Genomic DNA, 26350 nt, shown 5'->3' with positions numbered 1-26350 from the left:
TTAGTCGATGACTGCTTCCACCCTATATATCGTCGTCCCTTCGAAATGTTTAATGCTTTTTTCAAAAAAATCCAAAAAAAATCGTACATCCTGTTTTAGGATGTACGATTTCTCATTACTTAAAGACGCGTCGCGCCTGTCTCTTCCTGTAATTGCTCCGCTACCGCAACTAGTTCTTCCATCGCTCCATTGACTTCACCGAGCGAAGCCGCTTGATGACTTGATGCTTGCAAGACTTGCTCCGCGTGTTTGGATGCCTCTTCGACCATCGCGAGGATGTTCGCTGTCGTCAGACCGACTTGATCAATCTCTTGATCCGATTTGACGACGAGTTGGTCGACCGATTTCACGCGTGAGTAGACATGCTCCGTCGAATGATGGATCTCTTCAAATGACGAACCGGCTTGTTCGACAAGACCGACACCTGTTGCGACTTCATTTTGGACATCCGTCATTGCGTTCGCTGTATCATTGACAAGACGTTTGACGCCTGAAATCAGATCCGTGATCTCTTTTGCTGATGTTGCAGTTTGTTCTGCGAGTTTCTTAACTTCTGCTGCAACGACGGCAAAACCACGACCTGCTTCACCCGCACGTGCCGCTTCAATCGAAGCATTCAAGCTGAGTAAATTCGTCTGAGCAGAAATGTCACTGATGACGTCCGTAATGCGCGAGATCTCACCTGTCATATCCGTCAATCGACCGTTGAGCGTCGCTGACTGCTCCATCTTCTTCGAAATCATATGCATCGCTTCGACTGAATCCGTCGCGAGTGTCTTTCCGTTCTGCGCTTCCGTTTGCATGACCGTCGCTGATTTCAACGCTTCGTTCATTTCTGCTGCGACTTCATCCATTGTCCGCTTGACCGCACCGAGTGCATCCATCGAAAGATAAGCTTGATCGACGTTTTCGTTCATTTTTGCGGATAGTTCCGCCATCGCCGAACGAATGCTTTCGCCAGACGCGTTACCTTCTTGAACAGCAGCTGCGATTTCTTGCGCTGAAGCAGTTAATTTATCGCTTGAGCTACCCATCTGTGTTGCTTGTTTGCGGATATGTAAGACCATTACTTCAAGCTCATGCATGAGCTGATCGACTTCATCTCCACGTTTTGCTTCTTCAAAATCAACATCGAAGTTGCCGTTTGCGACTTCGCGCGCTGTCTCGGTCGCCTTTTCAATCGCTTTGATCGGCTGGCGGAGAATGAGTTGTGTCAACGTCGTTCCGATCAAAGAGAGGAGGAGACCGATACCCGCCCCAACCCAGATCGCATTCGTATCCGCGACATCGAGCCCACGATGTAGATATAAGACGAGTTGTGCTGAGATACCACTTGTGACAGCTGAGATCACCAATACCCAAAAGAACAATCGTAACTTCAAGTTTCTTCGAAATCTTTTCATAACTGCGACTTCCCTTCTTGGTTCTTCTTTTCACCGTTCTATCTATCGGTTAATGATGAAAGCGGTTTTAGCAAATTGACCTGATTTCAGAATAAAATTACCAAATCTCTCCTATACAAAAAATCCTCTTTTCCTTGTGTCATCAGGAAAAGAGGATACGGGTGTCAGTTACGGTTGATTTCGACGTATTTATAGGAAATGTCCGTTCCGACATTGTGTCGCGCGAGATTCTTCACTTGTGTGTTTTGCAAGAAGGCATTCTTCCGTTGGTAGACCGGTGAGATCGCTTGATCATCAAGCAATACGCTTTCCGCCTTACTGAGTAATGCAAGACGCTTATCCTGGTCGAGCTCACTTTCAGCCTGTTTCAAGAGACGGTCATACTGTTTGTTCGAGTAGTCCATCATGTTGAACGGGTTACCGGTCGTGAACAAGTTCAAGTAAGTCGTCGCGTCTTGATAGTCTGGTGCCCAGCTTGCGAGTGAAAGATCGTAATCCCCTCGTCCTTCACGCGCGAGACGTTCTTTCTTCGGAAGTGACAACAGTTTAACGTCGACGTTCTGCTTCTTCAACGCCCCTTGGATGTACTCTCCGATTTTTTTCGAGACGTCGTCGTCTTCGATCAACATCGTCAGTTTAAGATTTTGTTTGGCAAGTACCTTGTTCGCCGCTGTTGTATCATACGACGATTCGATTTGGCGCGTGTTGTCATACTTCGGATCGAGTTCTTGCGGCACGATGTAGTCCGCTGGCAGTGATCCGTTTCCGAGCAATGTCTCCGTCAACGCCTTTTTATCGTACGCCGCGTCGATTGCTTGACGTGTTTGTTTATCTTTCAACGCGTTCGTCTTTTCGTTCATCCGGATGAAGAACATCCGCGAATCGCTGAACGTGTTGTACTCTTTTTTGCCTTTGTACGTCACGACGTTCTCCGAATTGAGTGGTGCGACATCGAGCTCACCTGACTCGAACAAGTTGATCGCAAGCATCGGATCCTTGATGATCTTGACGTCAACTTCGTCGATCTTGACGTTCTTCCGGTCTGCGTACTCAGCATTCTTCGCAAGCGTATAACCTTGCTCGGCTTGATACTTCTTGAACGTGAACGGTCCGTTATAGACGTTTGTCTTTGGATCTGTTCCGAACTGGTCGCCTTCTGCTTTGACGATATCTTCCCGGACCGGCATATAGGTACCGAACGTCGTCATGCTGAGGAAGTATGGTGTCGGACGTTTCAATTCGATCCGGAGTGTCTCGTCGTCGACCGCTGTCGTTTTTTCGACCGGCTCGAGCAAGTACGCGAACGGTGAGTTCGTTTTGATGACGCGCTCGAACGCATAACGGAAGTTCTCCGCTGTAACGGGTTTTCCATCCGACCATTTGGCATTCGGGTCAAGCTTGAACGTATAGACCTTACCGTCTTCAGACACACTATGTGATTTCGCTGCTGCCGGAACGAGTTCGTTGTTCGCGTCAAAGCGATAGAGTCCTTCGTAGATTTGGTTGAAGATGTTTGACGTGATAGCGTCTGCCGGGTCGACCGACAGAAGATCGTAGCTCTCCATCGTATGCAAGACCTTCTTATCCGCTTTTTTATCTTCTGCTGGTTCTGTCGTTGCACATCCTGCGAGTAAAACTGCCGTGCTCGCCGCTGCGATCAATGTTTTTTTCATGTGTCGTGCCTCCTGATAAATATGATGAGCGTTGGATGATTCGGCATTTGACGTACAAAAAAACGCCCTCTACGCATAGCTATTAGCTAATGCATAGAGGACGCCTGTATCCGCGCGGTGCCACCTCTGATTGAAACGAAGAATCGTCTCCACTTGTCGTTGGTCCAACAACCAACTAGCCCGGTAACGGGGGCAACCGTCCTGTCTACTCGAAGGTTCAACAGGCTCTCAGCGGTCCATTCTCGTTCAGCTTACCGTGTCAGGCTCTCACCATTCCTGACTCGCTTGGTCGGCAGTGTTGACGATACTTACTCCGCGTCGTCGATGTAATTGATATGGCTTAACTTGTTGTTTACTTTACACGGCTTGTTTTTCGCTGTCAACGAAAAAAACTCAGAACGGATGGTCTTCTTGTTTTTCTTGCTCGCGACGGATCGGACGTGGTCGAATCGGTTCGACGTGTTTGACATGTGTTCGCGTAACGATTCGGTTTCCGAGTGCTGCATCGACGAGAATCGTGATTGCTGCTGCCATGTGTAAGAACATCCCGACGACCGGAATGACACCAACCGTTGATGCGACGATCCCGACGATATTCCCTTTTGAGACGTTCCCGGCACGTGCCGTCAATACGACGACGACGATGTGAAACGCGAGCATCAACCACAGGGCATTGTAACCTGAGAAAATGACGATTGAACCACCTAAAAGCGGAATCCCGAGCACCGCTTCCATTCCACCTGATACCCATTTCAACGTCCGCAATGAATCCTGTCGACTCTCCATGACGTCGCCTCCTCTTTTTTCCATATGTCTAGTATACGACGGATTAAAGAAAAGGTTCCAACGTTTTTGTTTAGTTTCTGTAATAATAACCATAAAAAAAAGCAATCGACGAATGTACTCAAGTCTTGCTCCCTTTCCTCAGGCGAGACACAAGCCGCGACTCTTTCGCTTCAAGCAAAGAGCCGGGTCTTGTTTGTCTCTGACAGCGCAAATGCGCTTTTTCCTGTAGGAGTGGAGCAACTTGAGTATCCAACATGCACTGGAAAATCCGTCAATCGCTCATTATTTTAAACCGCCAGCACGTGGAACTGATACCCACGATGGACAACGAATCCTGCCTCTTTGTAAAGATCGAGCGCACGATCATTGTCCGTCTCGACGTCGAGTTCAAGTTGTGTCCGACCTGTCCGGAACAATGCTTGAACCATCAGCTTCAGCATCTTCTTCCCGTAACCATTGCCTTGCGCTTCCGGACGAACCGCGAACGCATGGATGCTCGCTTGCGTATCGGAAGCAAGGTAGGCACGGATGACACCGACCGGTTTACCTTTCGCAACACCAATGAACGTGATCCGGTCGTCGGATTCGATCGCTTGATAAATTGACTCTGCTTCCTCGTCCGTGTTTCCGAACGATTTACCGAGCGTCTCGACGATGAACGGACGATCGTCCGCTGTCGCTTCACGTAATTCGAAATCAGGATCGGCTTTTAAGAACAACTGCGCCTTCTTCAAAATCATGTTGTACTCGGTCATCCGGTACTCGGCACCTAATCCTTCAAGGACAGCTTGACCTGATTCACTTGCGTCGTCAATAACGAACGTGAATGCTTCGACGCCCGCTTCCGTCGCGCGCGTACGTGCCGCTTGAACGAGTGCTGTGAAGATGCCTTGTTTCCGGTAATCCGGATCAACGAAGACGTTCAATTCCCATTCTGTCGGTAAGTACGCGAACGCTTGTAAGTACCCGACGAGTTGCTCACCATCATAGATCGCGAAGTCGTTCTCGCCAACCCAATCGGCTGCGACTTTTAATTCAATGCCATCGTGATCGTTGACACATTTTTCGAGTTGTAATACATCTGTTGTCTGTTTGACGTCTGTGACGTTCCATTCCATATTCATTCACCTCATTTTCAACTATACCGAACGAACAAAAGAAGCACTAGCAAAAGCTAGTGCTCATTGCAGTTTGAATGTTTTCATCATCTGCGGGACGTCCTTGACGATCAAGTTCTCAATCGCTTTCTTACCGACTGCGCCTTCGACGGCTTCCGTCGGTAAGACGTAGTAGTACGTTTTACTCCCTTTCGTTCCGAGATATGTACCATATCCGATTTCACGATCGAACTGTTTTTTCGAGAGCTTTTTCGGCTCGTAGTTCAAGTTAACGAGCAGTTGATCCGCTCCCTTAACTTTATAGTACAATGCGAACGTACCGCTCCGCGTGATGACACCGTATTTCGATTTGACCGTCTTGTTCTTGACGAAATCGACTTTGTCTTGCTGGATCACCTTTTCCAACGCGTCCGTTGTCTTGACGGTATAGCCGAATGTCTTGTTTTCGACGACTCCTTTGCTATATGTCACGTTACTTGCGGCAAAGCCGGTCACCGGAGTCAGACATGCTCCGAGTAAGACTCCTGTCATTGCGATTCGTTTCATGCTGACTCCCCCTAAAATGATTGATAGTAATAGATTCCCTTTTGTGAAATAGGTAAACTCTATTCTCGAAAAAGATTTGACGGAATTGTCTAAATTTCTTACGATAGGGATAACGAAACGAAATGGGGTTAAAGCGATGACTGAACAAGAACAATTAACGCAAGAACAGCTCGATAACTTGCTCAAGAATGCGTTTGCAATGCAGGTTCCGATCCTCGAGAAGTTCATGAAGGATACACACGATCGCTATGCACTTGCAACGACGTCGTTCAAGCGTGACATGGAAGCAATGAAAGAGACGGAATGGCATCAGTTCTTCGCGAGTAAACTGTTACCACACTTCTTCCTCGAACACCTCGGATTCGGTGCCTCGTTCCGCTTCAACGGACACGATAAGGAAGTCGATCTTCCAGAAAACGTCGTGCCGGTCCGTAATGATGCCGATGAGCAAATCGATAAAGTCGTCCTTGGGGTCAAAAAAGCGATGCAAGACGAGCATATCAAGAACCACGATCTCGTCGCGAACTTCTATAAAGAAACACTCGAACTCGCGTGCCAAATGGGTAGCCGTGTCGGGATGAGCGATGAGTTCTATACACTCGTCAAACCAAGTCTCGTTCATGCGAACGAAGGAGAATAATCGTTGAAATTCAAGAGATGTCAGTTCCGGAAAGCTTTCCGAGAACTGACATCTCTTTTTGTGTACCGAATTGGTTCAATCAAAACCGAACGTAGAAGACCGCTCCCCCACCACTCCGGTCACGGACACCATACGTGAACTGATGACTATCAAGGATCATCCGACTGATCGCAAGACCAAGTCCATGACCGGCACTGCCTTCTTGTTTGACGTAAACATCCCAGATCGTTGCCCGGTCTTCTGCTCGGACACCCGCCCCTTCATCCTCAACCGTCAACTCGTCATGCGTTAAGCGAACGGTAACCGTTCCGCCGACTGGTGAAGCAAAACGGGCATTCATCAAGAAGTTGATCAACACGCGTTCGAACATTCGTGGATCAAGTGACTGCCTCGTTGACTTAAGATCCGTCGCCAGTGTCAGTCCTGCCTGTGTGAACGTTCCACGCAGGCGTTCAACTGTCGCAAGCACGAGTTCATCGAGTGCCACATCCATCTTTTCAAGCGGCATCCGTCCACCAGCAAGCTTTGAATAGAGCAACGTCTCATCAATCAGATGACCGAGTCGATCCGTCTCCTCGATGATGCTCGTCGTCACGTCAGGCAGTTCAGCAAGCGGAATGACACCTGCCGCAAGTGCCTCGGTCTCGTTTCGAATGATCGCGAGCGGTGTCCGCAAGTCGTGAGTGATGCCTGCAATGAACGTCTTTTGCAGATGATCCTTTTGTTTCAGTTGTGTCTGCATCTCGTCGACCGCGTCAATCAACTCCCCGACTTCATCCTTCGGTCGTGCCGGTAAGACGACATCTGTCTCACCAGCACCAATTTTTTGGGCAACGGAACGGAGCGTCACGATCGGTCGCGTTAGGTGCCGTCCCATGTAGTAAGCAAGCAGTGATGCCAGCAACAACGTCACGAGTAATGCGAGTCCAATCGCGATATAGACACCGTCGAGAGCGCTACTTGCTAGCGGCGCTTGTCGAACCGTCGTGATCCGCGTTCCGTCAACCGTCAGCTGATACGTCAGCAGTCGTTCGTCTTGCACTTCGATGACATCTTTTTTCTTAAGATCGTCGAGAAGTGGTAACCGTCCCGCCGGTCCGCGCGCACCGATCCGTTGCGTTAATCCATCGGTCGTCAAAAACCCTTGAATGTCACGCGGAATCGGCGTGTCGGCTTCAATCGCCTGTTTGATGATGTTCGCTTCCCGAGCGAGTTGATCGTACCGTTCGCCTTCTGCGAATCGATTGACGAGGAACGCCGTCAAGACGAAACTGAGAACGCCCATCACGAGTAACGGACCGATGACGGCGTATAAGAATTTTCGGATCAAAGGCCGTCGTTTCATTCAATCGCCTCCAATCGATAGCCGACCCGGTGGACCGTCTTCAATTGTCGTTTAATGACAGGTAGCTTATCCCGCAATTGTTTGACATGCGTGTCGACGGTCCGAGTATCGCCACCGAATGCATACCCCCAGACGTCATCGAGAATCTGATCCCGGCTGAGTGCTTCACCGAGGTGTTCAATGAAATAGAGTAACAGTTCGAATTCCATCTTCGCGAGACTGACCGCCCGCTCACCTGTTTTGACTTGACGTCCCTTCTCATCGATTGTCAAGTCACCGAATGCATGGCGAGCGACCGGACGGACTTTTAGTGCCCGTTCGAGCCGGATCGTCAATTCTTTCAGGACGACCGGTTTGACGAGGTAATCATCGGCACCGAGTTCGAGTCCGAAGACGCGATCATCGGCCTCGCCGCGTGATGTCATCATGAAGACGACCGGCGGCTGAACTTGTGATTTGATGCCTGGTACGAGTGACCAACCGTCACCGTCTGGTAAGCGGACGTCGATCAAAACGGCATCAAACGCTGTCGTCAGGCACTGTTTCGCCTCTGCTAACGAACCAGCAATCGTTACGTCATACGCATGGTGCCGGAGGAAACGGGCCGTCACCTGCGCTAATTTTTGTTCATCTTCAATTAATAGTACGTTCATGGTCATCCCTCCACTACTAGTGTAGCGTCTTTTTGCCCAGATTTGCCTTTCTTCGCAGTTTCTTTGCAACTTCCTCACAACTTCTCTTTCGTGACCCTCTACCATAAAAGGTGAAAGGAGTGATCATCCCATGACATTCAAAAAACAATGGATCACTGCATTGACAATTAGCGCATTAACAGTCGGAGGCGCATCAGCATACGCTGCGACGAACGACGACTCGAGCACGACAAAACAAGCGAAACACGGGCACCACTTCGAAGGTATGAAAAAACACGACATGACGTTACTCTTGAAAAAATTGAACCTGACACAAGCTGAGGCAGATGCTGCACGGGAGAAAGGGCAATCAATCGCCGATCTCGCAAAAGCAAAAGGGATCTCGTTCGCTGATTACAAAAAAGCGGAACTTGCGGCAGCGAAGGAACAGCTCGCAAGTCTCGTTAAATCAGGCGACTTAACACAATCGCAAGCAGACGATATGTTGAAGCGTCAAACGGAACGGTTCAGTGGCGTCAAGAGCTACGATGAACTCAAAGACAAAATGCCGATCGGTCGTCACGGCGGACCCGGTTTCTTCAATGAATCATTGATCGCCGACGTCCTGAAAGCACTCGGACTGAGCCAGTCGAAATTCGACGCCGCGAATCAATCGCTTGCGGCTTATGCGAAGGCACAATCGATCAAGTTCGCTGACTATAAAAAAGCATTACTTGCGGCGCAGACGAGTGAACTCAATCAACTCGTCAAAGATGGGAAGATGACGAAAAAACAAGCAACGGAAATCAAGTCTCGCCTGACAGAGGAATACAAGGATGCGAAGAGCTACGACGATCTTCCCGATCGCGGCGAACACGGCAAGCGCGGTGACCATGGACCAGGTGGCGTCTTCGGTGACTCGACGTCAGCAATCCTAAAAGCACTCGGACTCGATGAAGCGAAGTTCAAGAAAGCGAATCAACCCTTACCTGAATTCGCGGAAGCGAACAAGATCGCTTACGCCGATTTTGAGAAAGCCGTTCTCAACGCTCAAAACGCTGCTGTCGATCAACAAGTCAAAGATGGCAAGCTGACAGAAAAACAAGCGAAACAAATCAAGGAACATATCCAGTCGCGCGCAGATAAGGTCTCAAGCTACGCTGACCTTAAAAAAGGTCCAGCACGCGATGGTCATGGTCCAGGTCACGGACATGGTCCGGATGGTGACATGCCAGGCGCACCGGATCAAGGACCGGATGCGGATCCGAACGCCAGTGACACTTCGGTCGATTTAGCGATTTAACATGTAAAACGAAGCTCATACCGTTGAGCTTCGTTTTTTGTCGTACTTAATCTCTTAATTTTGAAATAAAATTGCATCGTTTTCTAACTTTTTATTCGTTTTTTTGAAATAATAGTCTATTGTTTAAGGAATCATTGCAACGATTCTCGCCTTCATCCGATAGTAAGACTGAAGCGTTACTACGTATGGAGGTGAAGAGATGGCGTTTTTTGAGGCCATGAAAACAATCCGACGATCAGATACGGCACCGATTCATATCGGTGGGCTTGAAGTATCTCGTCTTGAACAATCAGAAGCCTTTTTCCATCATCAAACCGATGCGATTTTTGTCTTTGATGCTGCTGGTACGATCATCTATTTCAATGAACATCTTCCAGAAATCCTAGGATACTCGGAACATACCTTATACGAGCACTTTTCCGTGTTTAATCCTCCAGATCAAATGGAGGCGGTCTCGCAATTTTTCCAGCGTGCGTTACAAGGGGAAACCGTTCATTATACAGCAAGAGGGTTGCACGCAGACCAACATCTCGTCACCTTAAAGATTACGAACATGCCGATTGAACAGGAAGGACATGTCATCGGTGTCTATGGCGTAGCACGTGATGTGACACGCGAAAAACAACTCGAAGAAGACGTCTCGGAAATTCGCTCCCAACTGGAGCTGACCGAGCAAGTGCCTGAGTTAGTCTTATTCTATTATGACTTACGGTCGCATCAAATCGAGCCTTCACCGTCACTTCTCAAGTTTCTCGGGCTAAGGGAAGAACAGTCATCAATCGAGCAACAACGGTTACTCGAACGGATTCATCCTTGGGATTTTGACCCGCTCCGCTTTGAGATCGAGCGCATGGCAGCCGGAAAGCAGGATCAGTTCGAACAAGAGCTGTCCTTGTTGACGTCAGACGGTTCGTATCAATTGTTGCGCTTGAAGGCAGTACGTCGCGCAGGCCATGCGCATCAGGCTTCAATCGTCTTGTATGACTTATCGGAAATCGATGCGGCTCGTCAACAATTGAAGATGGAACGCGCACAAGCCCGTGACATTTATGAGGCTGTGAACGCAGCGATCTCACAAATTGATTTGACGACCGGACGGATTTTATTTCATTCGCAAGGGTTTTTACACATCTACGAGGAGTTACCAAAAAATTTAATTTTAAATGATACGTGGTTGTTGTCGCGAATCGACCCCCGAGATCACGATGCGATGCGAAAGTTCATGCAACGCTTGTTACAAGGGCATGCCGGAACACTTCAGTACCGTCTCCGTTTTCCCGATGGACGGATTAAATGGGTCGAGGATCAACAAATTCCAATCTTTCACTCTGACGGATCAATTGCGTATTCCAACAGCATCTTGCATGATATCACGTTACAAAAAGCGTACGAAGAACAGTTACGGCAACTCGCTCTCCGGGACGTCGTGACCGGTCTTCCGAATCGCCAAGCACTGATTGAGACGATTGAATCGTGGCAAGCACGCACTGTTCCTTTTTTCGTTCTCTCGGTTTCTTTCAACCGTATTACAGAGATCAATAACGCGTTCGGTCACGGTTCCGGCGATCAGTGGCTCCAAGCAACAGCTGCCCGCTTAAACGATGTCAAGCCGGACGAGGTCTTCCTCGGTCATCTCGGTGGGGATGAATATGCACTGCTCGTCTCGACCGACTATGAACAAGATGTCACGCCGTGTGCGCAAAGACTGCTTGCGATCTCGACACAACCGATTTCAATTGAACCCTACGCCTTGTTCGCTCGGGTTTCGATCGGTATCAGTCGCTATCCTCAAGACAGTACGGACGCCGTTGAGTTATTGAAGCATTCTTACACAGCACTACGCCGCTCACGACGCGACGATCACAGTGCGTTTCATCACTATGCTTCGAATCTCGATATTGACTATTACCGGCGCTATCGTTTGGAACAAGACTTGCATTATGCCATCGAACGTGATCAGTTATTCCTCGAGTACCAACCAAAGGTCGATAGCTGGACGGGGAAGATTGTTGGAATGGAAGCCTTGATCCGCTGGCAACATCCGGAATGGGGACGAATCCCGCCGAACGACTTCATTCCGCTTTCAGAAGAAAGTGCGCTGCATATCGACATCGGGGACTGGGTCCTCGAAGCAGCCTGCCGTCAGATGAACGCGTGGTCCAAGACCGGTGCCTCACTCGTCCCGATCTCGATCAATGTCTCACCAAAGCGGCTGTTGATTCCAGGATTCGAGCATCAAATCGAACAGACCTTAACACGATATGCGCTCGACCCGGCCCTGCTTGAACTTGAAATCACAGAAGCGGCCCTCATCATGGATGATCCGATGACGAGTCGCACGCTTGAATCGGTCAGTGCCCTGGGTGTCCGGATCGCCTTAGATGATTTCGGTAAAGGTTACTCTTCGATGGTCTATTTGCAACGTTATCCGATCGACGTCATCAAAATCGATCGTCAATTCGCGACACACATTTATGATGATGCGAAAGCGCAAGCGATCGTCAAAAGTATCTTATACATGGCGAACGAATTTAACTTATATGTCGTAGCAGAAGGCATCGAGACGATTCAGCAGCTCGATACGTTCCGGATGCTCGAATGTCCACGCATCCAAGGATATCTCTTCAGTCGACCGGTTCCGAGTGATGTGATGGAAGGCTTTTTAATCCGCGAAATCCTCTATCCGATCGAGGCTTGTGCTCTATCAAGTGATACAGTTCCACGGTTTTCCGTTCCCGGAAAGATCCGGATGCTAACGCATCATACGGAGTCCTTCACGCTCGCTTTTTCTGACTTACAGGCACATCAGACGAGTACGAAGATCTTGTATTTCTCGACTGAGACACCCCTTCCTTCACATGCAGCGACGTGTGAAATTCGATTAAACGAAGGACTGCAACTCGTCACCTGCACTGTCACGATCATCGGTCAGCAAGACGGACAATATATGGGGGAATATACGAACGAAACGGAAGCCGAACAGATCATGCGCTTCTTCCAATCGTTACGTTACACCCCTTGACTCATTCACGAAGACGTTCACAGACGTCTTCGTGCTTTTTTGTTATAGTAATCTTAAAGTAATTTACTCTAGATGGGAGGAATGACATGCAGTCCCCACTACCGATGAAACATCATCGTCGTTCGACGAAAGGTCAACTCTTTCGACGTCTCCTCATGCTAACGATCGGTGCCATCATCTTTGCAATCGGTCTGAAAGGATTCTTAGTTCCGAATAACATCATCGATGGCGGAATCGTCGGGATCTCGATCATCGGCTCGAAAGTCACGGACACGACCCTCGCCTTTTGGTTATTCTTCCTGAATATCCCGTTCATCTTCTTCGGCTATAAACAGATCGGGAAGACGTTCGCCCTATCGACGTTATACGCGATCTTCATCATGGCAATCGCAACGAAACTCCTCGAACACATCGGTCCGTTGACGAGCGTCGACTTACTTGCGACCGTCTTCGGTGGATTGATTCTCGGAATCGGTGTTGGCATCGTCATCCGATCGAGTGGATCACTCGACGGAACGGAGATTCTCGCTGTCTCGTTTAGCCGATCGACACCGTTTTCAGTCGGAGAGATCGTCATGTTCTTTAACGTCTTCATTTTAGGAGCCGCTGGTTTTGTCTTTGGATGGGACCGGGCGATGTATTCCTTGATTACATATTTCGTCGCTTTCAAGACGATCGACGTCGTCATCGATGGACTCGATCAATCGAAAAGCGTCTGGATCATTTCCGAGAACTACGAAGAGATTGGTCTTGCGATCATGGATCGTCTCGGACGAAGCATGACATACTTAAATGGAGAAGGTGCCTTTACGGGTGATGGGAAGAAAGTGATTTTTTGTGTCATCAGTCGCTTGGAAGAATCAAAGTTGAAGGACATCGTTCGTGACTTTGATGAACAAGCCTTTATTGCGATCGGCAACATCCATGATGTCCATGGCGGTCGCTTCAAGAAAAAAGATATCCATTAACCGAACGAAAGGAAGGAACGCGGGTGTGGAAAAAACATCGTAAAAAAATCATCGCTACCATCATCATCATCGTCACCTTAGTCGTCGTCATCATCGTTGGTATTTCCGGTTACGTCGGCTCATCCTTAACACAACCGGAGCGTGAGGCACTGACGACGAATCCGAAGAAAGCAGAAAATCTGGACTATGAGGACGTGACATTCCGGTCCTATAAAGATCGGACCCGCTTATCCGGCTGGTGGATGCCGAGTGAGGATGCGAAGTTAACAATCGTCTTTGCGCATGGATACGGGAAGAACCGAGAACAAGAAGATGTTCCAGTTTTACCACTCTTTAAGAAATTTCATGATGCCGGCTACAATGTGTTGACGTTTGATTTCCGAGGTTCCGGTGAATCGGACGGCAAACGCGTCACTGTCGGAGCCAAGGAACAAGACGACTTGTTGACGGCTGTGCGGTACGCGAAGTCACGTTCAGCGAAGCCGGTCGTGCTCTATGGTATCTCAATGGGCGCGGCGACTTCGCTCGTCACCGCTCCAAATGCCGATGTCGTCGGCGTCATCGCCGATAGTCCATTCAGTGATTTAGAAAACTATCTTGCCACGAATCTTCCGGTTTGGAGCGGGTTGCCGAACTTCCCGTTCACACCAATCATTCTAGAAATCACACCTCCGTTGACAGGACTCAATCCCGAACGCGTCAAACCGGTCGAATCCGTCCGACGGATTGATTACCCAATCCTGTTGATCCATGGGAAAGATGACGATGCGATTCCAGTGACGGAAAGTATGAAGATTCAAAAGGCAGCGCCACGATCGGAACTTTATGTGACAGAGAACGGCGGTCATGTCCAGTCGTATTCCCACGATCGAAAAGCTTATGAAGAGAAGGTGCTCGCGTATTTAGCTGATCTACACTGATGGGAGGAAAACGGAATGCAGCAATTCTCCGTGTTCTTGACGTTTTTCATCGCACTGACAGTCATGGGGATCGGTTTACTCATTTCGCGCCGCGCTGGGTATCGGTTCCCTTACGGACGAGCGGTTCTTCTCATTTGGATCGGTTCCGCACTGATTGGATTGACGATGTATATGTTACGATGACAGACAAAAACAGCCGCCCGCTTCCTCTATGGAATCGGGCGGCTTGTTCGTTAGTGAAGCTTATCGTTTTAGTACAGCAGCTCCGACGATCTTCAAGACTTCCGGACGACTGAGTTTCTCCTTCCCTCTTGCAAGGGCATCGAGCGTTCCATGCGCGAGTGCAAGTGGAATGTGACAGAATTCATAAATCGTCGTCTCCTTCGGAATGGACGCAAGGTAGGCATCGGCTTCTGCGAGATTCTCACGCGCATAAGCAAACATCGTATCCGTTGTCCAACCAGGTGGGAAGTAACCGACACCACGCTCCGCATCCTCCTGTTGATTGCGAAGGATATTGACGGCTTGCAAACCACGACCGAACCCGATCGCTTGCTGTTTGTCGGTGACGATACCAGCCTTCCAGTACCAGATGTCGGATAACATGACACCGACGAGTCCTGCGACATAATACGTATACTCGTCAAGATCGGCTTCCGTTTCGACCGTCCAGTCACGCTCTGCCCAGACCGCCATGCCTTCTGCCATCTCCGCCGTCGAATCAAGCACCTTCGGACGAATTGCAGCCGGACAGTAGGCAATCCACTCCGGTAAACGGAGTGTCACTTCTGGCAGATGCGCCGTATAGGGCGCAATCAACTCAAGATAGGCCGTAGCGGAGAACGTGCCCCGCATCAGTAATGCCGTCTCGCGAAGCAATGTCGTCTTGACGTCCGTCGCCAAGTCTTCGTGGTCTTCAATCTCATCGATGGCACGCATGCATAGATAAGCAGCACCGACCGCTTCCTGTAAGTCTTGCGATAGTCGACTAATCGGGATATAGAAGGTGCGACTCGTCGCTTTTAATACACGGTTCGCGTCTTTTTTCAGCTGCTTCGTCTCATTCATTCCTGACAACTCCCTCTTTGGCTCAAAAGGTTTCTTTTCTCTCCATTACTATACACGATTCAACGCGTTTCAGCATTTGTTTCATGATAAGAAAGACTCCCTGCACTTGTATGATACGCGCAGGGAGTCTATTTGTATTCTTTTTTCCAGAGAATGCCTAAATCGCGAAAGGATGCACTGGCATTCACTTGACCTTACTTTTCTTGTTGTTTCAAGAGTTGTCCGATCAACCCTGTACTCCGTGATGCTTCCGTATTCTCTTCTTGGATGGCTAAATAGACTTCCTTTCGATGGATGTCGACTTGTCGTGGAGCACGAATGCCCAGTTTGACTTGATCTCCTTCAATCGCAAGAATCGTCAGTTCGATATCGTCTCCGATTTGAATCGCTTCGCCGTTCTTCCGTTTTAATACGAGCATCAGCGTCCACCTACTTCTGTCAGACTTCCAATCTTTTGACGATTCGGATATGTATCTTCTAAGATGATTTGTTTTGCGAGCCGCTGCTTCGTTTCCATGACGAACGGTGCCCGTAAGTTCGTCGTCGATTCCTGGAAAGGCTCACGTAACGTCACCGTCGTGTATACGGCGACTTGCGCTGTTTCTTCGATACTCAACTGCTCTTTTGCAGAATCCGTTAATTCAAAGACATAGTCCGGATCAATCCAAAACGGATTCGTGACGATGAAGGCGCATTCCGGCTGATCAATGGATTGGAAGGACCAGAACGGTACCCCTTCTCCGAACGGCAACAATACGAATTGTTTGGCATCCGGAAACCCCGGCAATTCAGAAGCGAAGGTAATGATCTCACTTGGCTCGATCGTAATCGCCCCAAAAAAATCTGTTTCGATTTGCATAATATTATCCTTTCTCATCGTATATGCCACCCACTGGCCACATATCTAGCTGATTTCGTTCTCGTAGGAAAATGTCTGTTTTTCCTTCCGTGACCTCTAGTTCCGGCCGATGCGTCGTGACATCGATGATCGGCTTACGCGCAGTGTAGCGAACATTCACTTCGGCCGGTGTAAAATTAATTTTGACCCGGTCCAAGCTCCGAGGAATGAAGCCCATTGTCGTCACTTCTGCTGGAGGCGTATCGTTCATCTTCGCAATCCGCGCGATGACCTCACCTTTTTGCTCGATCCGCATCAATTGATCACCTTCACTTGCGACACGTCCCGTTCCTTCACGTACCATTTGTTGACCGAGATCCGCATATCGCCTGACGGATTCGAATGCCGGGATTCGTCCCATTTCCATCCAAGCTTGCGACGAATCGATTTCGAGACGAGCCGCTACGGTTTCAATCGCTAGCTCGCCTTGTGGTTGTTCAATCGAAAGATCAGCCGGACGTTGCGTTTGTCGCATTTCAAGTGGTGTCGTCTGCATACCGATTTTAGCAGAGGTCTGTCGCATCTCTAGATGAGGAAGATTCATCCCGGTTCACCCCTTATCGAAGAAAATCAAGTAACGATGGTTGGATGATGCGTGCGCCGGCACTGAGTGCAGCACGGTGCAACGTTTCATGTGATTTCAGTTCCATGATGACCTGTTCGGTTTCGATGTCTTCATTGTCAGACATGACCGTTTTTGCGATGATTTCTTGATCTTCTAAGCGCGACGCGTTCAGTTCCAGTCGATTCACGCGTGCCCCTAAATCCGAACGTACTTCAACCGTCTTGTTCAACATCGCTGTTAAATCTTTCAACATACCGGATAATTCGGTTCCGTTATTCGTGCTACTATCAGCACTTCCATCTGCTTTTGTACCACCGAGTGCATTAAATAATTTCTTTAGCGTCGTGAATGTATCTTTTCCAAATACACCACCGTCACCACCATCTGTTGGTGTGACATTGACTTGTACTTTGATTCCTGAAGATACTTCATATTCGATTTTACCGTTCCCTGGACCAACCGATGTCGTGAAGATGGAGTCGACTGTCGCTGTATCTACATTATCCTTTAAAAATGCCTTTAGTTTTTCCATATCAATGAACGGTTGATCCGTCTTCGTTCCGTTAAAGATTTGCTTTTCGTTATACTTCGTATTCGCCAATGTTCCGATATGTTCGATCAACTGTCCGACTTCGCTTTGGATGGCTTTCCGCTGTGTGCCATCATACGTATCGTTCGCTGCTTGTGTCGTTAATTCATTGATCCGACGCATCGCAGACGTCACTTCATCTAAGGCGGAATCCGTTAAATCCATCCACCCTGTCGCTTCATCGACATTTTTTTTGAACTGATCGACTTCCCGGACTTCTGTCCGGTACCGAATCCCCTGCATCGCAACGACCGGATCTTGAGACGGCTTTTGAATTTTTTTACCGCTAATCAGTTGTTCTTGTAGCGTACTTAATTTTTGATAGCTCGAAGACAAATGACCGATATTCGTCTTCGTCAGCATCGTTTGTGTGACCCGCATGTCCTCATTCCTTCCTTATCAGCGACCGACTAATCCCATACCGTTTATGATTTTATCGAGCATTTCATCGACCGTCGTGATGTTTCGAGCTGCTGCGTTATATGCATGCTGATACTGAATCATCATTGTCATCTCTTCGTCGAGCGAGACCGCTGAGACTGACATTCGGCGTTGATCGGCATTCTCCATCAAAACACTAGCATTTTTTCCGAGGTCAATCGTTTGGCTTGTCGCTACCCCCATGTCACCGATAATCGATTGATAGAATGAACCGATCGGAGCACTTAAATCACTCAATGATGTTGTTTTGATGTTGGCTAAGATCAATGCCCCAGAACCATCCCCGATATTTCCGTCTCGTGAACTCATAATGTTCGAAAGGTCTTTCCAAATCGTATCTCCGACTGAAATCGTTCCGGCCTTGACCGTTCCACCATCTGAAGCAACAAAAAATTCATTTGTCCCATACGTATTGCTGACAGTTCCAGAAGCATCCTTAGATTTAATGAAGTTTTTTGAATGAGCATCATTAAATTCCTTCGCAAAAGCAGCAGCCATCTTATCCAGATTATCGAGCATCTTAGGATATTCACCTGTCAGTGTCGTTTCACCATCTCTTTGGTAACCGTGCATTTGTAATAAGGCCCAAAGTTTACCGTTTGAAAAACCTTTTGTCGGTGTGAATAAAACGGGAGTCGTATCCGTTTTGTATCCAGTAATCGCTTTTGTCGTAGGATCCGTTGTGAATTCGATCGAACGTGCTTTTGTATCCGTCTTCATATTGACGACTTCAGAAGTAGCTCCGCCAGGCATGATCAACTTGACGTTCACACGCCCTTCTGCAATCTTCGCCGCATTCCCCATATTGCCAGAGACGATGTCCGATGCATCGATTGATTCCTTTTCGAAATCCACATATGTCGATAGTTCATCGAAGTAACGATCGCGTTCATCATATAAGTCGTTCGGTAAGACGCCAATCGGTTCAATTTCGTGAATTTGTGTATTAACGTTATAGATTTTCTGCAGAAGGTCATTTACTTTTTTCGTCGAGACGTCTAGTTCATTCTTTAAGTCCCCTTGTACCTTCGTTAAAGAAGTCGCTAAGTAGTTGAATGTCTTTGACACCGTATCCGCTTGCTGCCGAACGACGCTTCGCGCACCCGAGTCTTGCGGGTTCTTCGACAATCCTTGTAACGATGCCCAAAAACTATCGAGCGTTTTCGCGAGTCCCGTTTCAGACGGTTCATTGATGATGTCTTCCATTCGACCGAATGCCGCAGCCTTCGTCGAATAGTAGGCATACTTCGTTGATTCATCCCGGTATTGTTTATCGACCATCACGTCACGTAATCGCTCGACGAGTTCTCCACGGACACCGGTTCCGAACTGAACGTTTTTCCCGCCGCCTAGGGAGACCGAAAGTTGTTCCGTCGTCGCTTGGACGAGACGCTGTCTTGAGAATCCTGCCGTTCCGGCATTTGATACGTTATTTCCTGTCGCTTGTAACGCCCATTGACTCGTCGTCAGCGCACGACGCCCCGTTTCAAGCCCCATGAATGTTGATCCCATTCGACTTCCTCCTTATGCATTTCGATTGAAGTGTGTCCGGTCAAACGTCGATTGACCATATGTAAAGTCATCCGCTTCCGGTACGAGCAATTGCAAATGCCACTCGATATAATGTAACGATTGTTCTAGTAACTCTGCATTTAACGTATTCGCTTTTCGCAGTTGTCCCATTGTTGATAGGAGCGCCCGAAGCGACTCCACATCTTCAGGGTGTGACGCGATCCACTCCGTCATCGTCACAGTTCCCATGTGTTCGATGCGATCTTGTTCCAAGATTGCGATCCGCTTCAGCAAAACTGGTTCGTCCTTGACGATCTTTGAAAGGAGGCTCATATCATTTTGAATCAATGCCTCTTTTTTCGAGAGTGCGAGCGCCAGTAACGCTTCATGCGCCTCCGTCAACTGTCGGATGATCTCCATATCGTGTTTGCTCCTTTTATGATGAGTCCCACTACTTTACTAACTTGCTATCGTTTCATATAAAAAGCGACCCGCGCATCCGTGCCCCGAGTCGCTTCTAATGTCAGTTTCATTCACCTTATTACAAGTTCAAGAAACGTTCCGCGATTTTGTTCGCATCCGGTTTATAGGTTCCATCCTGAATGGCTTGTTTAAGGGAGGCAATTTTATCTGCCCGTGATGAAGTTGTTCCTTCGAAGCGTACGCGTGCTTCTTTTGAAATCGTCACTTCATCTGTTCGATTCATTCGTTTCGTTTCGGTTCCTTCTACGGGTTGATTTCTTTCATACGTCTTGGGCATGTTCACCCATTTAGTCGAATCAATTCGCATGTGAACACCTGCTTTCTAGATTACGAGATTCTTGATTTAAGTTCGATACGTTCTCGGTTTCGAAGGGTCCATAGAATCTTGCATCGCTTGGGCGAGGTCACGTCGTAATTTCTCACGACATTCAGCACAAATCGTTCCTTCATGAGAGGGTTTCCCACAACTCTCGCACGTGATTTCCATTTGAGAAATCTCGGAAATCAACAAACGTCCTTCCTTGATATACCGAAAGACCGTTTCTCGTTTGACTCCGGTTTGTGCCTCGACATCATTTGGTGAAGTTCGGACTTTTCGCCGCTCTCGCAAGAATTCACGTACCTTTTCGAAATTCAGATGATCTTGACGCATACACGTCGGACACAGATCAGAAGATTGCTTCACAAAAATTTTCCCGCAAGATTTGCAGTTTACTACATCCATTTCCTTCACCTCATTCAGAGTATCGGCAGGAATGCCGAAATATTAAATACTCCGAAATAAAGTTACTGCAGAAATTTCACTTGCGCCCGCTTCCTTGAGGCGCACCATCGCTTGCCGGAGTGTTATTCCTGTTGTGTAGACATCGTCGACCAGCAAGATCCGTTTACCTGAAACTTCTTTCGTGACATGAAATGGATTCGTGCGGTTGAGGCGCTCTTTTCGTGATTTACTACTCTGTGCCGCCCCTTCGTCTCGCTTTAATGCTGAGATGACCTTCCCGTTCATTCGTCTAGCAATTTCTTCTGCTTGATTGAACTTTCGTTCAGACAGACGATTCTCACTCAGCGGAATCGGAACGATCCATCCTCTTCTCATTTTTACCTTCTTCAACTCAGCCGTAAACATCTGAATAAGAAACGTGTCTCCTAAAAATTTATAACGATGCATGAACGTCTTCGCTTCTTCATTGTAAAGATAGAGGGTCCTGGTCTCGAGAGTCCATCCAATTTCCCTCCAGTGTCGACAGTCCTGACAAAGCTCGACATCTGGTTTACCACAATCCATGCATCCCCCACTTTTTACAAATTTCATTTTACAGGGATTACAAATACTTTGGCTAGTCCACATATTACTCAGTTCCCAAGTAGGTAGAAAGTCATGATGACAATATAAACAGATCATGTCATTGACCAACGATTCGCTTTTTTAATCTGATGGATCGCATAAAATAGGGCATCCGACCGATCATTAGCGAAAAATGATATATTCCCGTCCGGATAAGCCGTATCTCGTCCAACACGACCGCTGATTTGAATCAAGGCTTTCGTACTAAATCCCTGATCCGCATCTAGGACCGCCACTTGTACATTCGAAATCGTCACGCCTCTCTCTAGGATCGTCGTCGTCAACAGGATGCCGTTCGTCGTCCGAAATGACTGGATTTTCTCAATCCGCTCCGGATCCTCCGCGTGGACGGTCGTGACATGAATGCCAGCTTTCTTTAATCGTCCTTGCCATGCTTCGAGTGCTGCGATACGGGGAACGAACACGAGACGTGGTCGATCTTCATGATGGCGCAACCATTCAATGATCGACTGCGTCGTAAAAGGAGATTGGATTTGGGGAACCGGTAAGGGATGTCCATGATAACGCCGCATCAAGCGTATCGTCGGATAACGATGGTGCCACTTTGACGGTGTCGCACTCAGTAAGACCAGAGCCGCCTTTTTCGTCATCGCCCGTTTGACATAACGATGTAGCGTCCAGTTCATATGGAACGGAAAGGCATCGACCTCATCCAACAAAACGACATCAAAACACGAGCGGTAATGAATCAACTGATGTGTCGTACTGACCGTGATCTCACCAAGCAAAAGCCGATCCGTTGATCCACCGTATAAGGATACGATTTGAGCAGTCGGAAACGCCTGTTTGATATGATGTGTCAATTCACGGACGACATCCGCTCGTGGTGCTGTGACGAGGACACGCTTCCCGCTCGCTAACGCGCTTTCGATACCGGGAAAGAACATCGGTGTCTTTCCTGCTCCGCACACTGCGTGGACAAGCAACCTTCCGCCGCGGAGAATCGTCTGTTCGATTGCCGTCGCGACAGTCGTTTGGGCAGACGTCAGGTGGATCGGTTGATGCGCAGCTGGGCGAACCCGGTCGAGCGGACGGGTATCCGTAATCAGTTGATCACACGTGCGCAACTTTCCATAGGCGATGCATCGTCGACAATAATAGCAATGCTTTCCGCACGTACAAGGTCCTTTAACCGGAAAGGCTCCGCATCGCTGACACCTGATCGTCACGGCTGGAATGAGTCGATGTGTTGACGATCGGACTTCGATCCGTTCTGCTGAAATCCATCTTCCGCGTATATCCATTTCGCCACTTCCTTCGTTGCCGATTTGCTTCATCTTGACGGACGGATGACCAATTCGGCAACGCATGTTGGATCAGAATAATACGTATGGAATACGCAGCTTCCTCAAAAAAAGTTTTGTTATGCTATATAACACGAAACGAAAAAGCACATTGACCGTGTATGTCAATGTGCTTTTTCATTTTATTCTTTGTACCATGTGATGCCGATTGCACCCGGTCCAAGATGTGTACCAATGACAGGTCCAAATACACTCATCTCGACTCGTGCATTCGGATATTTCGTCTGTAACACCGAAATCTCTTGTTCCGCTTTCGTCGAATCTTCTGCATGGATGACGCCGATCGTATATCCGGCTCCGTCTCCTTGGATATCCTCTTGCATCATCTCTTCGATTCGATTAACGGCTCGTTTGAACGTCCGAATTTTTTCGAACGGAACAATTTTACCATCGACGAAATGAAGAACAGGTTTGATCTTCAAGAACGAACCCACGAATGCTTGTGCGACACTAAGACGCCCTCCGCGTTGGAGATGTGCGAGATCATCCACGACAAAATACGCACGAATGCGCTCTTTCAATTCCTCTAAATGATGGACGATCGTTTCCGCCGTGGCTCCTGCATCTCGCAAACGAACCGCTTCTTGGACGAGAAACGCTTGCGGCATACAGGAAATACGTGAGTCGACAGGATGGACGTTCACATGATCAATCATCATATTGATCGTGTGCAACGCTTGATACGTCCCGCTGATTCCGCTTGAAAGAGTGATGCCGATGATATCTGTTCCTTCTGGCAGTTGTTCGAACGTCGCAACAAGATCTCCGATATTCGGCTGTGAGGTCGTCGGAAGACTCCCCGTCTGAATCCGCTCATAAAAATCAGCAACCGAGATATCGAGTCCTTCCCGGTAAGCGTCTCCTTCAAAGATGACACTAAGCGGTGCGACATGTACTTGATGTGCTTCACAATACGTTGTTGGCAGATAGGCAGTGCTATCCGTTACGATCACAATCTGACTCATCCGTGATTTCCTCGCTTTTATAGTTCCGTCGCGACGTATATCTTCATACGTCACAATCGTTTATAAGTGTAGCACTTCTGAGTGGATAAAAAAAGGAAGACGGGAGCGTGCCTCCCGTCTTCCTTTTTGTTCATACGACGACGACCCATCCGCGACGAATCGCTTCGACGACCGCACCGGTGCGGTCCGGTACATTCATCTTCCGAAGAATCGAAGATACGTGGTTTTTGACTGTTTTTTCACTGATATATAACGTATCGCTAATGGCACGATTCGAGAATCCATCCGCCAGTAGCTGCAATACTTCACATTCACGCCGTGTCAGTACATGCAGTGGCGCCTCGGCCACCCGGCGTTCAACCGGCTGCGACGCCATCGTTTGTTTCATTTTCATGAGACGTCTGTATTCTTGAAGCAGATTCGGTGTCACTTTCGGGTGTACATACCCACCTTCTCGATAGACGGAGCGAATGGCGTTGACGAGTTCATCCGTCGCCATTTCCTTCAATAAATATCCGACAGCTCCTGCCCCTAAGGCATGCATGACATATGTCTCGTCATCATGAATCGATAAGATGATGACACGGACTTCCGGATGTACTTCCATCAATCGTTTCGTTGCATCGACACCGTTGACTTGTGGCATGTTGATATCCATCAATACGATGTCTGGTTGGTGTGCTTCTACGAGAGGAATGACATCTACGCCGCTCTCTCCTTCCGCTACGACTACGAACTCTTCCTCGAAGTCCAGAATTCGTTTTACTCCCTCACGGAATAACTGATGATCGTCAATGATGACTACTTTCACTTGCTCGTTGTTCACAGTGTTTCCCCTCTCGCTTCGGATTCCTCGATCGGAATCTTTACCTTGATGACCGTCCCGCCCCCAGGGTACGTTTCGACCTCGAATTCTCCATCGATCAATTCAATGCGTTCACGCATCCCGATCAATCCAAACGACTCGTCATGTGAGTCGACGATCGAGTCGAAGTCGAATCCGACCCCGTTATCCTTTACGTGAATGCGAATGGAATGTTGATATTGTTCTATGATAATACGAATGTCCCTTGCATTGGAATGCTTCACTGCATTTTGAACCGCCTCTTGAACGATTCGGAAGACCGCGACCTCATAGGTGGAATCGATTCGTTCCCCACCACCTAGGTATTTAAATTGAATCTCAATATTCGAAATTTCTTGCATATGTCGTAAATACCGCTCGAGCGTCGGTACGAAACCAAGGTCGTCCAACGTCATCGGACGGAGATCATAGATGATGCGACGAATATCCGCCAATCCATCTCGAATTAACACACGAAGACGATGAATTTCCTCAAAGGCGGCTTCTGCTCCGTTATGTTGATGAATCTTCTCAATCAGATCCGCACGTATCAATACGTGTGCCAATGTCTGGGCAGGTCCATCGTGCATTTCGCGAGATAACCGTCGCCTCTCATTCTCAGCGGATTGAAAGACTTTTAAACCCATCTCTTGTTTTTGCATCGCTTTTTCGTACTTTTCGTTCATGACTTGCATATCGTCTGTTAAAAAATTCAAGACGACGGATACTCGCCCAATCAGCATATCTGCACGTTCAATCGTTTCGTCCAACTGAACGAGACGACGTTCTAGTTCATCGCGTCGCTTTCGACAATTCATCTCATCCCGCTGATTGATGAACGACTCGAGTTGCAAGGAGTTGGCCGTTTCATAAGCTTTACGTACGTCTTGCTCCGAATAGTTTTCAAAGTTCTTACTGACGACGACTAATCGTGTCTTGGCATCCTTAATATGACGTTCTAATCGCTCTGCTTCTTTTATATAATCATGGACCCGAACCTTCAAATCGCGTAACTCCTGCTGGATTTCAGCATATTGTTCCCTCGAATCCTCCGTGATTCGAACGATTTCTTCGCGACTTTCCTCTACGACACCAATGATGTTTTGTACGATATCATTCAACGACAGTCGCTCCTTCATTTCATGCGTCATCGTGACTCCCTCCGCTCCTTACCACTCAAATGGTTGTCTCTCTCTTTGAACGTCGTTATGCTAGAAAGAACTAGTCAACGAGGAGGACATTAATAGTATGACATTATCTCATTATTATACAGTAAAAGAAAACGGTTTCCACGAAATCATTATTCAAAAGTCTCGATTCATTACATATATTTCTCGCATATCTTCAGAAACAGAGGCGCAAGAGTTCATTGCTCAAATCAAAAAAAAGCATCATGACGCAAATCATAACTGCTCGGCATATGTCATTGGTGAACAAAATCAAATCCAAAAAGCGAACGATGACGGTGAGCCGAGTGGAACGGCTGGTGTCCCGATGCTTGAAGTATTGAAGAAAAAAGATTTACGCGATACCGTAGTCGTCGTCACGCGTTACTTCGGCGGGATTAAACTCGGTGGTGGTGGATTGATTCGGGCTTACGGCTCCAGTGTCTCAGAAGCGTTGAACGCCATCGGTATTGTCGAACGCATTCAACATCAATTAGTTGAAGTACACATGGATTATACGTGGCTCGGAAAAGTCGAGAATGAACTTCGCTCAAGCGTTCATCCGATTGATCAGATTCATTATTTGGATCAGGTTCAAGTCGATGTCTTGGTCAAATCGGCAGACGTTCCCGCCTTCATCGAATGGATGACCGATTTGACGAATGCGCAAGTCCAGTTCCAGGAAGGCTCTTTCCGCTACCTCGAACGTGACATTATTTCCTGACCTGCTATACTGATTGTAAAGATTCTGAAAGTTTTTTAATAATTCTGTTAAGTAAGGAGTATTTAA

27 protein-coding genes and 1 other annotated feature are annotated in these 26350 nt (G+C 48.0%); of the genes, 7 read left to right on the top strand and 20 right to left on the bottom strand.

Going from position 1 to position 26350, the window contains the following annotated elements:
• Positions 1-119: 119 nt before the first annotated feature.
• The 5 genes from ACHWTJ_RS03465 to ACHWTJ_RS03445 form a co-directional block, all read right to left on the bottom strand.
• Positions 120-1403 (bottom strand): methyl-accepting chemotaxis protein, encoded by a 1284-nt coding sequence (locus ACHWTJ_RS03465; protein WP_035396232.1) that lies wholly within the window; start codon positions 1401-1403, stop codon positions 120-122.
• Between the two features lie 164 nt (positions 1404-1567).
• On the bottom strand, positions 1568-3076 hold the full coding sequence (locus ACHWTJ_RS03460) for a peptide ABC transporter substrate-binding protein (RefSeq protein WP_394679115.1): 1509 nt from the start codon (positions 3074-3076) through the stop codon (positions 1568-1570).
• Positions 3077-3169: 93 nt separating this feature from the next.
• Positions 3170-3407: a binding site (T-box leader), on the bottom strand.
• Positions 3408-3469: 62 nt separating this feature from the next.
• Positions 3470-3862: a hypothetical protein gene (locus tag ACHWTJ_RS03455; protein ID WP_394679114.1), complete on the bottom strand. Its 393-nt coding sequence runs from the start codon at positions 3860-3862 to the stop codon at positions 3470-3472.
• Between the two features lie 287 nt (positions 3863-4149).
• Positions 4150-4980 carry a GNAT family N-acetyltransferase gene (locus ACHWTJ_RS03450; RefSeq protein ID WP_394679113.1) on the bottom strand — a complete coding sequence of 277 codons (831 nt, stop codon included), beginning with the start codon at positions 4978-4980 and terminating at the stop codon, positions 4150-4152.
• 63 nt (positions 4981-5043) lie between these two features.
• On the bottom strand, positions 5044-5526 hold the full coding sequence (locus ACHWTJ_RS03445) for a hypothetical protein (RefSeq protein ID WP_394679112.1): 483 nt from the start codon (positions 5524-5526) through the stop codon (positions 5044-5046).
• A 136-nt stretch (positions 5527-5662) separates the two neighbouring features.
• On the opposite strand from ACHWTJ_RS03445, the gene ACHWTJ_RS03440 reads away from it, so the two are divergent.
• Positions 5663-6166: a hypothetical protein gene (locus ACHWTJ_RS03440; RefSeq protein ID WP_023469278.1), complete on the top strand. Its 504-nt coding sequence runs from the start codon at positions 5663-5665 to the stop codon at positions 6164-6166.
• Positions 6167-6245: 79 nt separating this feature from the next.
• Here the strand turns inward: ACHWTJ_RS03440 and ACHWTJ_RS03435 are convergent, their stop codons facing one another.
• On the bottom strand, positions 6246-7511 hold the full coding sequence (locus ACHWTJ_RS03435) for a histidine kinase dimerization/phospho-acceptor domain-containing protein (RefSeq protein WP_394679111.1): 1266 nt from the start codon (positions 7509-7511) through the stop codon (positions 6246-6248).
• The gene (locus tag ACHWTJ_RS03430) at positions 7508-8164 is read right to left on the bottom strand and encodes a response regulator transcription factor (protein WP_174316549.1); all 657 of its coding nucleotides are present in this window, start codon (positions 8162-8164) and stop codon (positions 7508-7510) included. Before ACHWTJ_RS03430 ends, ACHWTJ_RS03435 begins: the two co-directional genes overlap by 4 nt.
• Before the next feature lie 130 nt (positions 8165-8294).
• On the opposite strand from ACHWTJ_RS03430, the gene ACHWTJ_RS03425 reads away from it, so the two are divergent.
• The 5 genes from ACHWTJ_RS03425 (at position 8295) to ACHWTJ_RS03405 (ending at position 14539) form a co-directional block, all read left to right on the top strand.
• Positions 8295-9446, top strand: coding sequence for a hypothetical protein (locus ACHWTJ_RS03425; RefSeq protein ID WP_394679110.1), 1152 nt, complete (start codon positions 8295-8297; stop codon positions 9444-9446).
• 199 nt (positions 9447-9645) lie between these two features.
• Positions 9646-12468 (top strand): EAL domain-containing protein, encoded by a 2823-nt coding sequence (locus tag ACHWTJ_RS03420; protein WP_394679109.1) that lies wholly within the window; start codon positions 9646-9648, stop codon positions 12466-12468.
• An 86-nt stretch (positions 12469-12554) separates the two neighbouring features.
• A complete protein-coding gene (locus ACHWTJ_RS03415) occupies positions 12555-13436 on the top strand; it encodes a YitT family protein (RefSeq protein WP_055969019.1) in 882 nt (293 codons plus the stop codon).
• A 23-nt stretch (positions 13437-13459) separates the two neighbouring features.
• Positions 13460-14356 carry an alpha/beta hydrolase gene (locus tag ACHWTJ_RS03410; protein WP_294743873.1) on the top strand — a complete coding sequence of 299 codons (897 nt, stop codon included), beginning with the start codon at positions 13460-13462 and terminating at the stop codon, positions 14354-14356.
• Between the two features lie 15 nt (positions 14357-14371).
• The gene (locus ACHWTJ_RS03405; RefSeq protein ID WP_394679108.1) at positions 14372-14539 is read left to right on the top strand and encodes a hypothetical protein; all 168 of its coding nucleotides are present in this window, start codon (positions 14372-14374) and stop codon (positions 14537-14539) included.
• 60 nt (positions 14540-14599) lie between these two features.
• Here the strand turns inward: ACHWTJ_RS03405 and ACHWTJ_RS03400 are convergent, their stop codons facing one another.
• The 13 genes from ACHWTJ_RS03400 to ACHWTJ_RS03340 form a co-directional block, all read right to left on the bottom strand.
• Positions 14600-15424, bottom strand: coding sequence for a squalene/phytoene synthase family protein (locus ACHWTJ_RS03400; RefSeq protein WP_174316553.1), 825 nt, complete (start codon positions 15422-15424; stop codon positions 14600-14602).
• Positions 15425-15618: 194 nt separating this feature from the next.
• Positions 15619-15843, bottom strand: coding sequence for a carbon storage regulator CsrA (gene csrA / locus ACHWTJ_RS03395; RefSeq protein WP_023469287.1), 225 nt, complete (start codon positions 15841-15843; stop codon positions 15619-15621).
• Positions 15843-16283, bottom strand: a complete 441-nt coding sequence (gene fliW / locus ACHWTJ_RS03390) for a flagellar assembly protein FliW (RefSeq protein WP_035396203.1) — start codon at positions 16281-16283, stop codon at positions 15843-15845. The genes csrA and fliW overlap by 1 nt, the downstream gene beginning before the upstream one ends.
• 4 nt (positions 16284-16287) lie before the next feature.
• Positions 16288-16866 (bottom strand): DUF6470 family protein, encoded by a 579-nt coding sequence (locus ACHWTJ_RS03385; RefSeq protein ID WP_294743878.1) that lies wholly within the window; start codon positions 16864-16866, stop codon positions 16288-16290.
• 13 nt (positions 16867-16879) lie between these two features.
• Positions 16880-17857: a flagellar hook-associated protein FlgL gene (gene flgL / locus ACHWTJ_RS03380; protein WP_394679107.1), complete on the bottom strand. Its 978-nt coding sequence runs from the start codon at positions 17855-17857 to the stop codon at positions 16880-16882.
• A gap of 18 nt (positions 17858-17875) precedes the next feature.
• Positions 17876-19429, bottom strand: a complete 1554-nt coding sequence (gene flgK / locus ACHWTJ_RS03375) for a flagellar hook-associated protein FlgK (RefSeq protein WP_394679106.1) — start codon at positions 19427-19429, stop codon at positions 17876-17878.
• Positions 19430-19441: 12 nt separating this feature from the next.
• Entirely contained in the window at positions 19442-19849 is a 408-nt protein-coding gene (locus ACHWTJ_RS03370; protein ID WP_294743884.1) for a flagellar protein FlgN, read from the bottom strand.
• 121 nt (positions 19850-19970) lie between these two features.
• Positions 19971-20219 carry a flagellar biosynthesis anti-sigma factor FlgM gene (flgM, locus tag ACHWTJ_RS03365; RefSeq protein WP_023469293.1) on the bottom strand — a complete coding sequence of 83 codons (249 nt, stop codon included), beginning with the start codon at positions 20217-20219 and terminating at the stop codon, positions 19971-19973.
• 459 nt (positions 20220-20678) lie between these two features.
• The gene (locus ACHWTJ_RS03360; RefSeq protein WP_294749508.1) at positions 20679-21011 is read right to left on the bottom strand and encodes a ComF family protein; all 333 of its coding nucleotides are present in this window, start codon (positions 21009-21011) and stop codon (positions 20679-20681) included.
• A 302-nt stretch (positions 21012-21313) separates the two neighbouring features.
• On the bottom strand, positions 21314-22525 hold the full coding sequence (locus ACHWTJ_RS03355) for a helicase-related protein (RefSeq protein ID WP_394679105.1): 1212 nt from the start codon (positions 22523-22525) through the stop codon (positions 21314-21316).
• A 182-nt stretch (positions 22526-22707) separates the two neighbouring features.
• Positions 22708-23550, bottom strand: a complete 843-nt coding sequence (locus ACHWTJ_RS03350) for a DegV family protein (protein ID WP_294745011.1) — start codon at positions 23548-23550, stop codon at positions 22708-22710.
• Between the two features lie 130 nt (positions 23551-23680).
• The gene (locus ACHWTJ_RS03345; protein ID WP_294743893.1) at positions 23681-24376 is read right to left on the bottom strand and encodes a response regulator transcription factor; all 696 of its coding nucleotides are present in this window, start codon (positions 24374-24376) and stop codon (positions 23681-23683) included.
• Positions 24373-25545 (bottom strand): sensor histidine kinase, encoded by a 1173-nt coding sequence (locus ACHWTJ_RS03340; protein WP_294743895.1) that lies wholly within the window; start codon positions 25543-25545, stop codon positions 24373-24375. Before ACHWTJ_RS03340 ends, ACHWTJ_RS03345 begins: the two co-directional genes overlap by 4 nt.
• Positions 25546-25642: 97 nt before the next feature.
• Here ACHWTJ_RS03340 and ACHWTJ_RS03335 point away from each other — a divergent pair, with 97 nt between their 5' ends.
• Positions 25643-26284: a YigZ family protein gene (locus tag ACHWTJ_RS03335; protein ID WP_294745008.1), complete on the top strand. Its 642-nt coding sequence runs from the start codon at positions 25643-25645 to the stop codon at positions 26282-26284.
• Positions 26285-26350: the final 66 nt, after the last annotated feature.

It is taken from the genome of uncultured Exiguobacterium sp. (assembly GCF_964277885.1).
In the GTDB taxonomy this organism is placed as follows: domain Bacteria; phylum Bacillota; class Bacilli; order Exiguobacteriales; family Exiguobacteriaceae; genus Exiguobacterium_A.
The sequence above is the reverse complement of the archived record's forward strand: the minus strand, read 5'-3'. Positions and strand labels throughout refer to the sequence as shown.

What these genes read in the sequence shown, in the direction of transcription:
- ACHWTJ_RS03340 (WP_294743895.1), bottom strand. Translation starts at nt 25,545, where the DNA reads ATGACGCATGAAATGAAGGAGCGACTGTCGTTGAATGATATCGTACAA.
- ACHWTJ_RS03415 (WP_055969019.1), top strand. Translation starts at nt 12,555, where the DNA reads ATGCAGTCCCCACTACCGATGAAACATCATCGTCGTTCGACGAAAGGT.
- ACHWTJ_RS03435 (WP_394679111.1), bottom strand. Translation starts at nt 7,511, where the DNA reads ATGAAACGACGGCCTTTGATCCGAAAATTCTTATACGCCGTCATCGGT.
- ACHWTJ_RS03425 (WP_394679110.1), top strand. Translation starts at nt 8,295, where the DNA reads ATGACATTCAAAAAACAATGGATCACTGCATTGACAATTAGCGCATTA.
- ACHWTJ_RS03370 (WP_294743884.1), bottom strand. Translation starts at nt 19,849, where the DNA reads ATGGAGATCATCCGACAGTTGACGGAGGCGCATGAAGCGTTACTGGCG.
- ACHWTJ_RS03355 (WP_394679105.1), bottom strand. Translation starts at nt 22,525, where the DNA reads ATGGATATACGCGGAAGATGGATTTCAGCAGAACGGATCGAAGTCCGA.
- ACHWTJ_RS03405 (WP_394679108.1), top strand. Translation starts at nt 14,372, where the DNA reads ATGCAGCAATTCTCCGTGTTCTTGACGTTTTTCATCGCACTGACAGTC.
- ACHWTJ_RS03445 (WP_394679112.1), bottom strand. Translation starts at nt 5,526, where the DNA reads ATGAAACGAATCGCAATGACAGGAGTCTTACTCGGAGCATGTCTGACT.
- fliW (WP_035396203.1), bottom strand. Translation starts at nt 16,283, where the DNA reads ATGCAAATCGAAACAGATTTTTTTGGGGCGATTACGATCGAGCCAAGT.
- ACHWTJ_RS03430 (WP_174316549.1), bottom strand. Translation starts at nt 8,164, where the DNA reads ATGAACGTACTATTAATTGAAGATGAACAAAAATTAGCGCAGGTGACG.
- ACHWTJ_RS03450 (WP_394679113.1), bottom strand. Translation starts at nt 4,980, where the DNA reads ATGGAATGGAACGTCACAGACGTCAAACAGACAACAGATGTATTACAA.
- ACHWTJ_RS03455 (WP_394679114.1), bottom strand. Translation starts at nt 3,862, where the DNA reads ATGGAGAGTCGACAGGATTCATTGCGGACGTTGAAATGGGTATCAGGT.
- flgM (WP_023469293.1), bottom strand. Translation starts at nt 20,219, where the DNA reads ATGCGAATTGATTCGACTAAATGGGTGAACATGCCCAAGACGTATGAA.
- ACHWTJ_RS03385 (WP_294743878.1), bottom strand. Translation starts at nt 16,866, where the DNA reads ATGAATCTTCCTCATCTAGAGATGCGACAGACCTCTGCTAAAATCGGT.
- ACHWTJ_RS03335 (WP_294745008.1), top strand. Translation starts at nt 25,643, where the DNA reads ATGACATTATCTCATTATTATACAGTAAAAGAAAACGGTTTCCACGAA.
- ACHWTJ_RS03400 (WP_174316553.1), bottom strand. Translation starts at nt 15,424, where the DNA reads ATGAATGAGACGAAGCAGCTGAAAAAAGACGCGAACCGTGTATTAAAA.
- ACHWTJ_RS03420 (WP_394679109.1), top strand. Translation starts at nt 9,646, where the DNA reads ATGGCGTTTTTTGAGGCCATGAAAACAATCCGACGATCAGATACGGCA.
- ACHWTJ_RS03465 (WP_035396232.1), bottom strand. Translation starts at nt 1,403, where the DNA reads ATGAAAAGATTTCGAAGAAACTTGAAGTTACGATTGTTCTTTTGGGTA.
- ACHWTJ_RS03460 (WP_394679115.1), bottom strand. Translation starts at nt 3,076, where the DNA reads ATGAAAAAAACATTGATCGCAGCGGCGAGCACGGCAGTTTTACTCGCA.
- csrA (WP_023469287.1), bottom strand. Translation starts at nt 15,843, where the DNA reads ATGCTCGTATTAAAACGGAAGAACGGCGAAGCGATTCAAATCGGAGAC.
- ACHWTJ_RS03360 (WP_294749508.1), bottom strand. Translation starts at nt 21,011, where the DNA reads ATGAGAAGAGGATGGATCGTTCCGATTCCGCTGAGTGAGAATCGTCTG.
- ACHWTJ_RS03440 (WP_023469278.1), top strand. Translation starts at nt 5,663, where the DNA reads ATGACTGAACAAGAACAATTAACGCAAGAACAGCTCGATAACTTGCTC.
- flgK (WP_394679106.1), bottom strand. Translation starts at nt 19,429, where the DNA reads ATGGGATCAACATTCATGGGGCTTGAAACGGGGCGTCGTGCGCTGACG.
- flgL (WP_394679107.1), bottom strand. Translation starts at nt 17,857, where the DNA reads ATGCGGGTCACACAAACGATGCTGACGAAGACGAATATCGGTCATTTG.
- ACHWTJ_RS03350 (WP_294745011.1), bottom strand. Translation starts at nt 23,550, where the DNA reads ATGAGTCAGATTGTGATCGTAACGGATAGCACTGCCTATCTGCCAACA.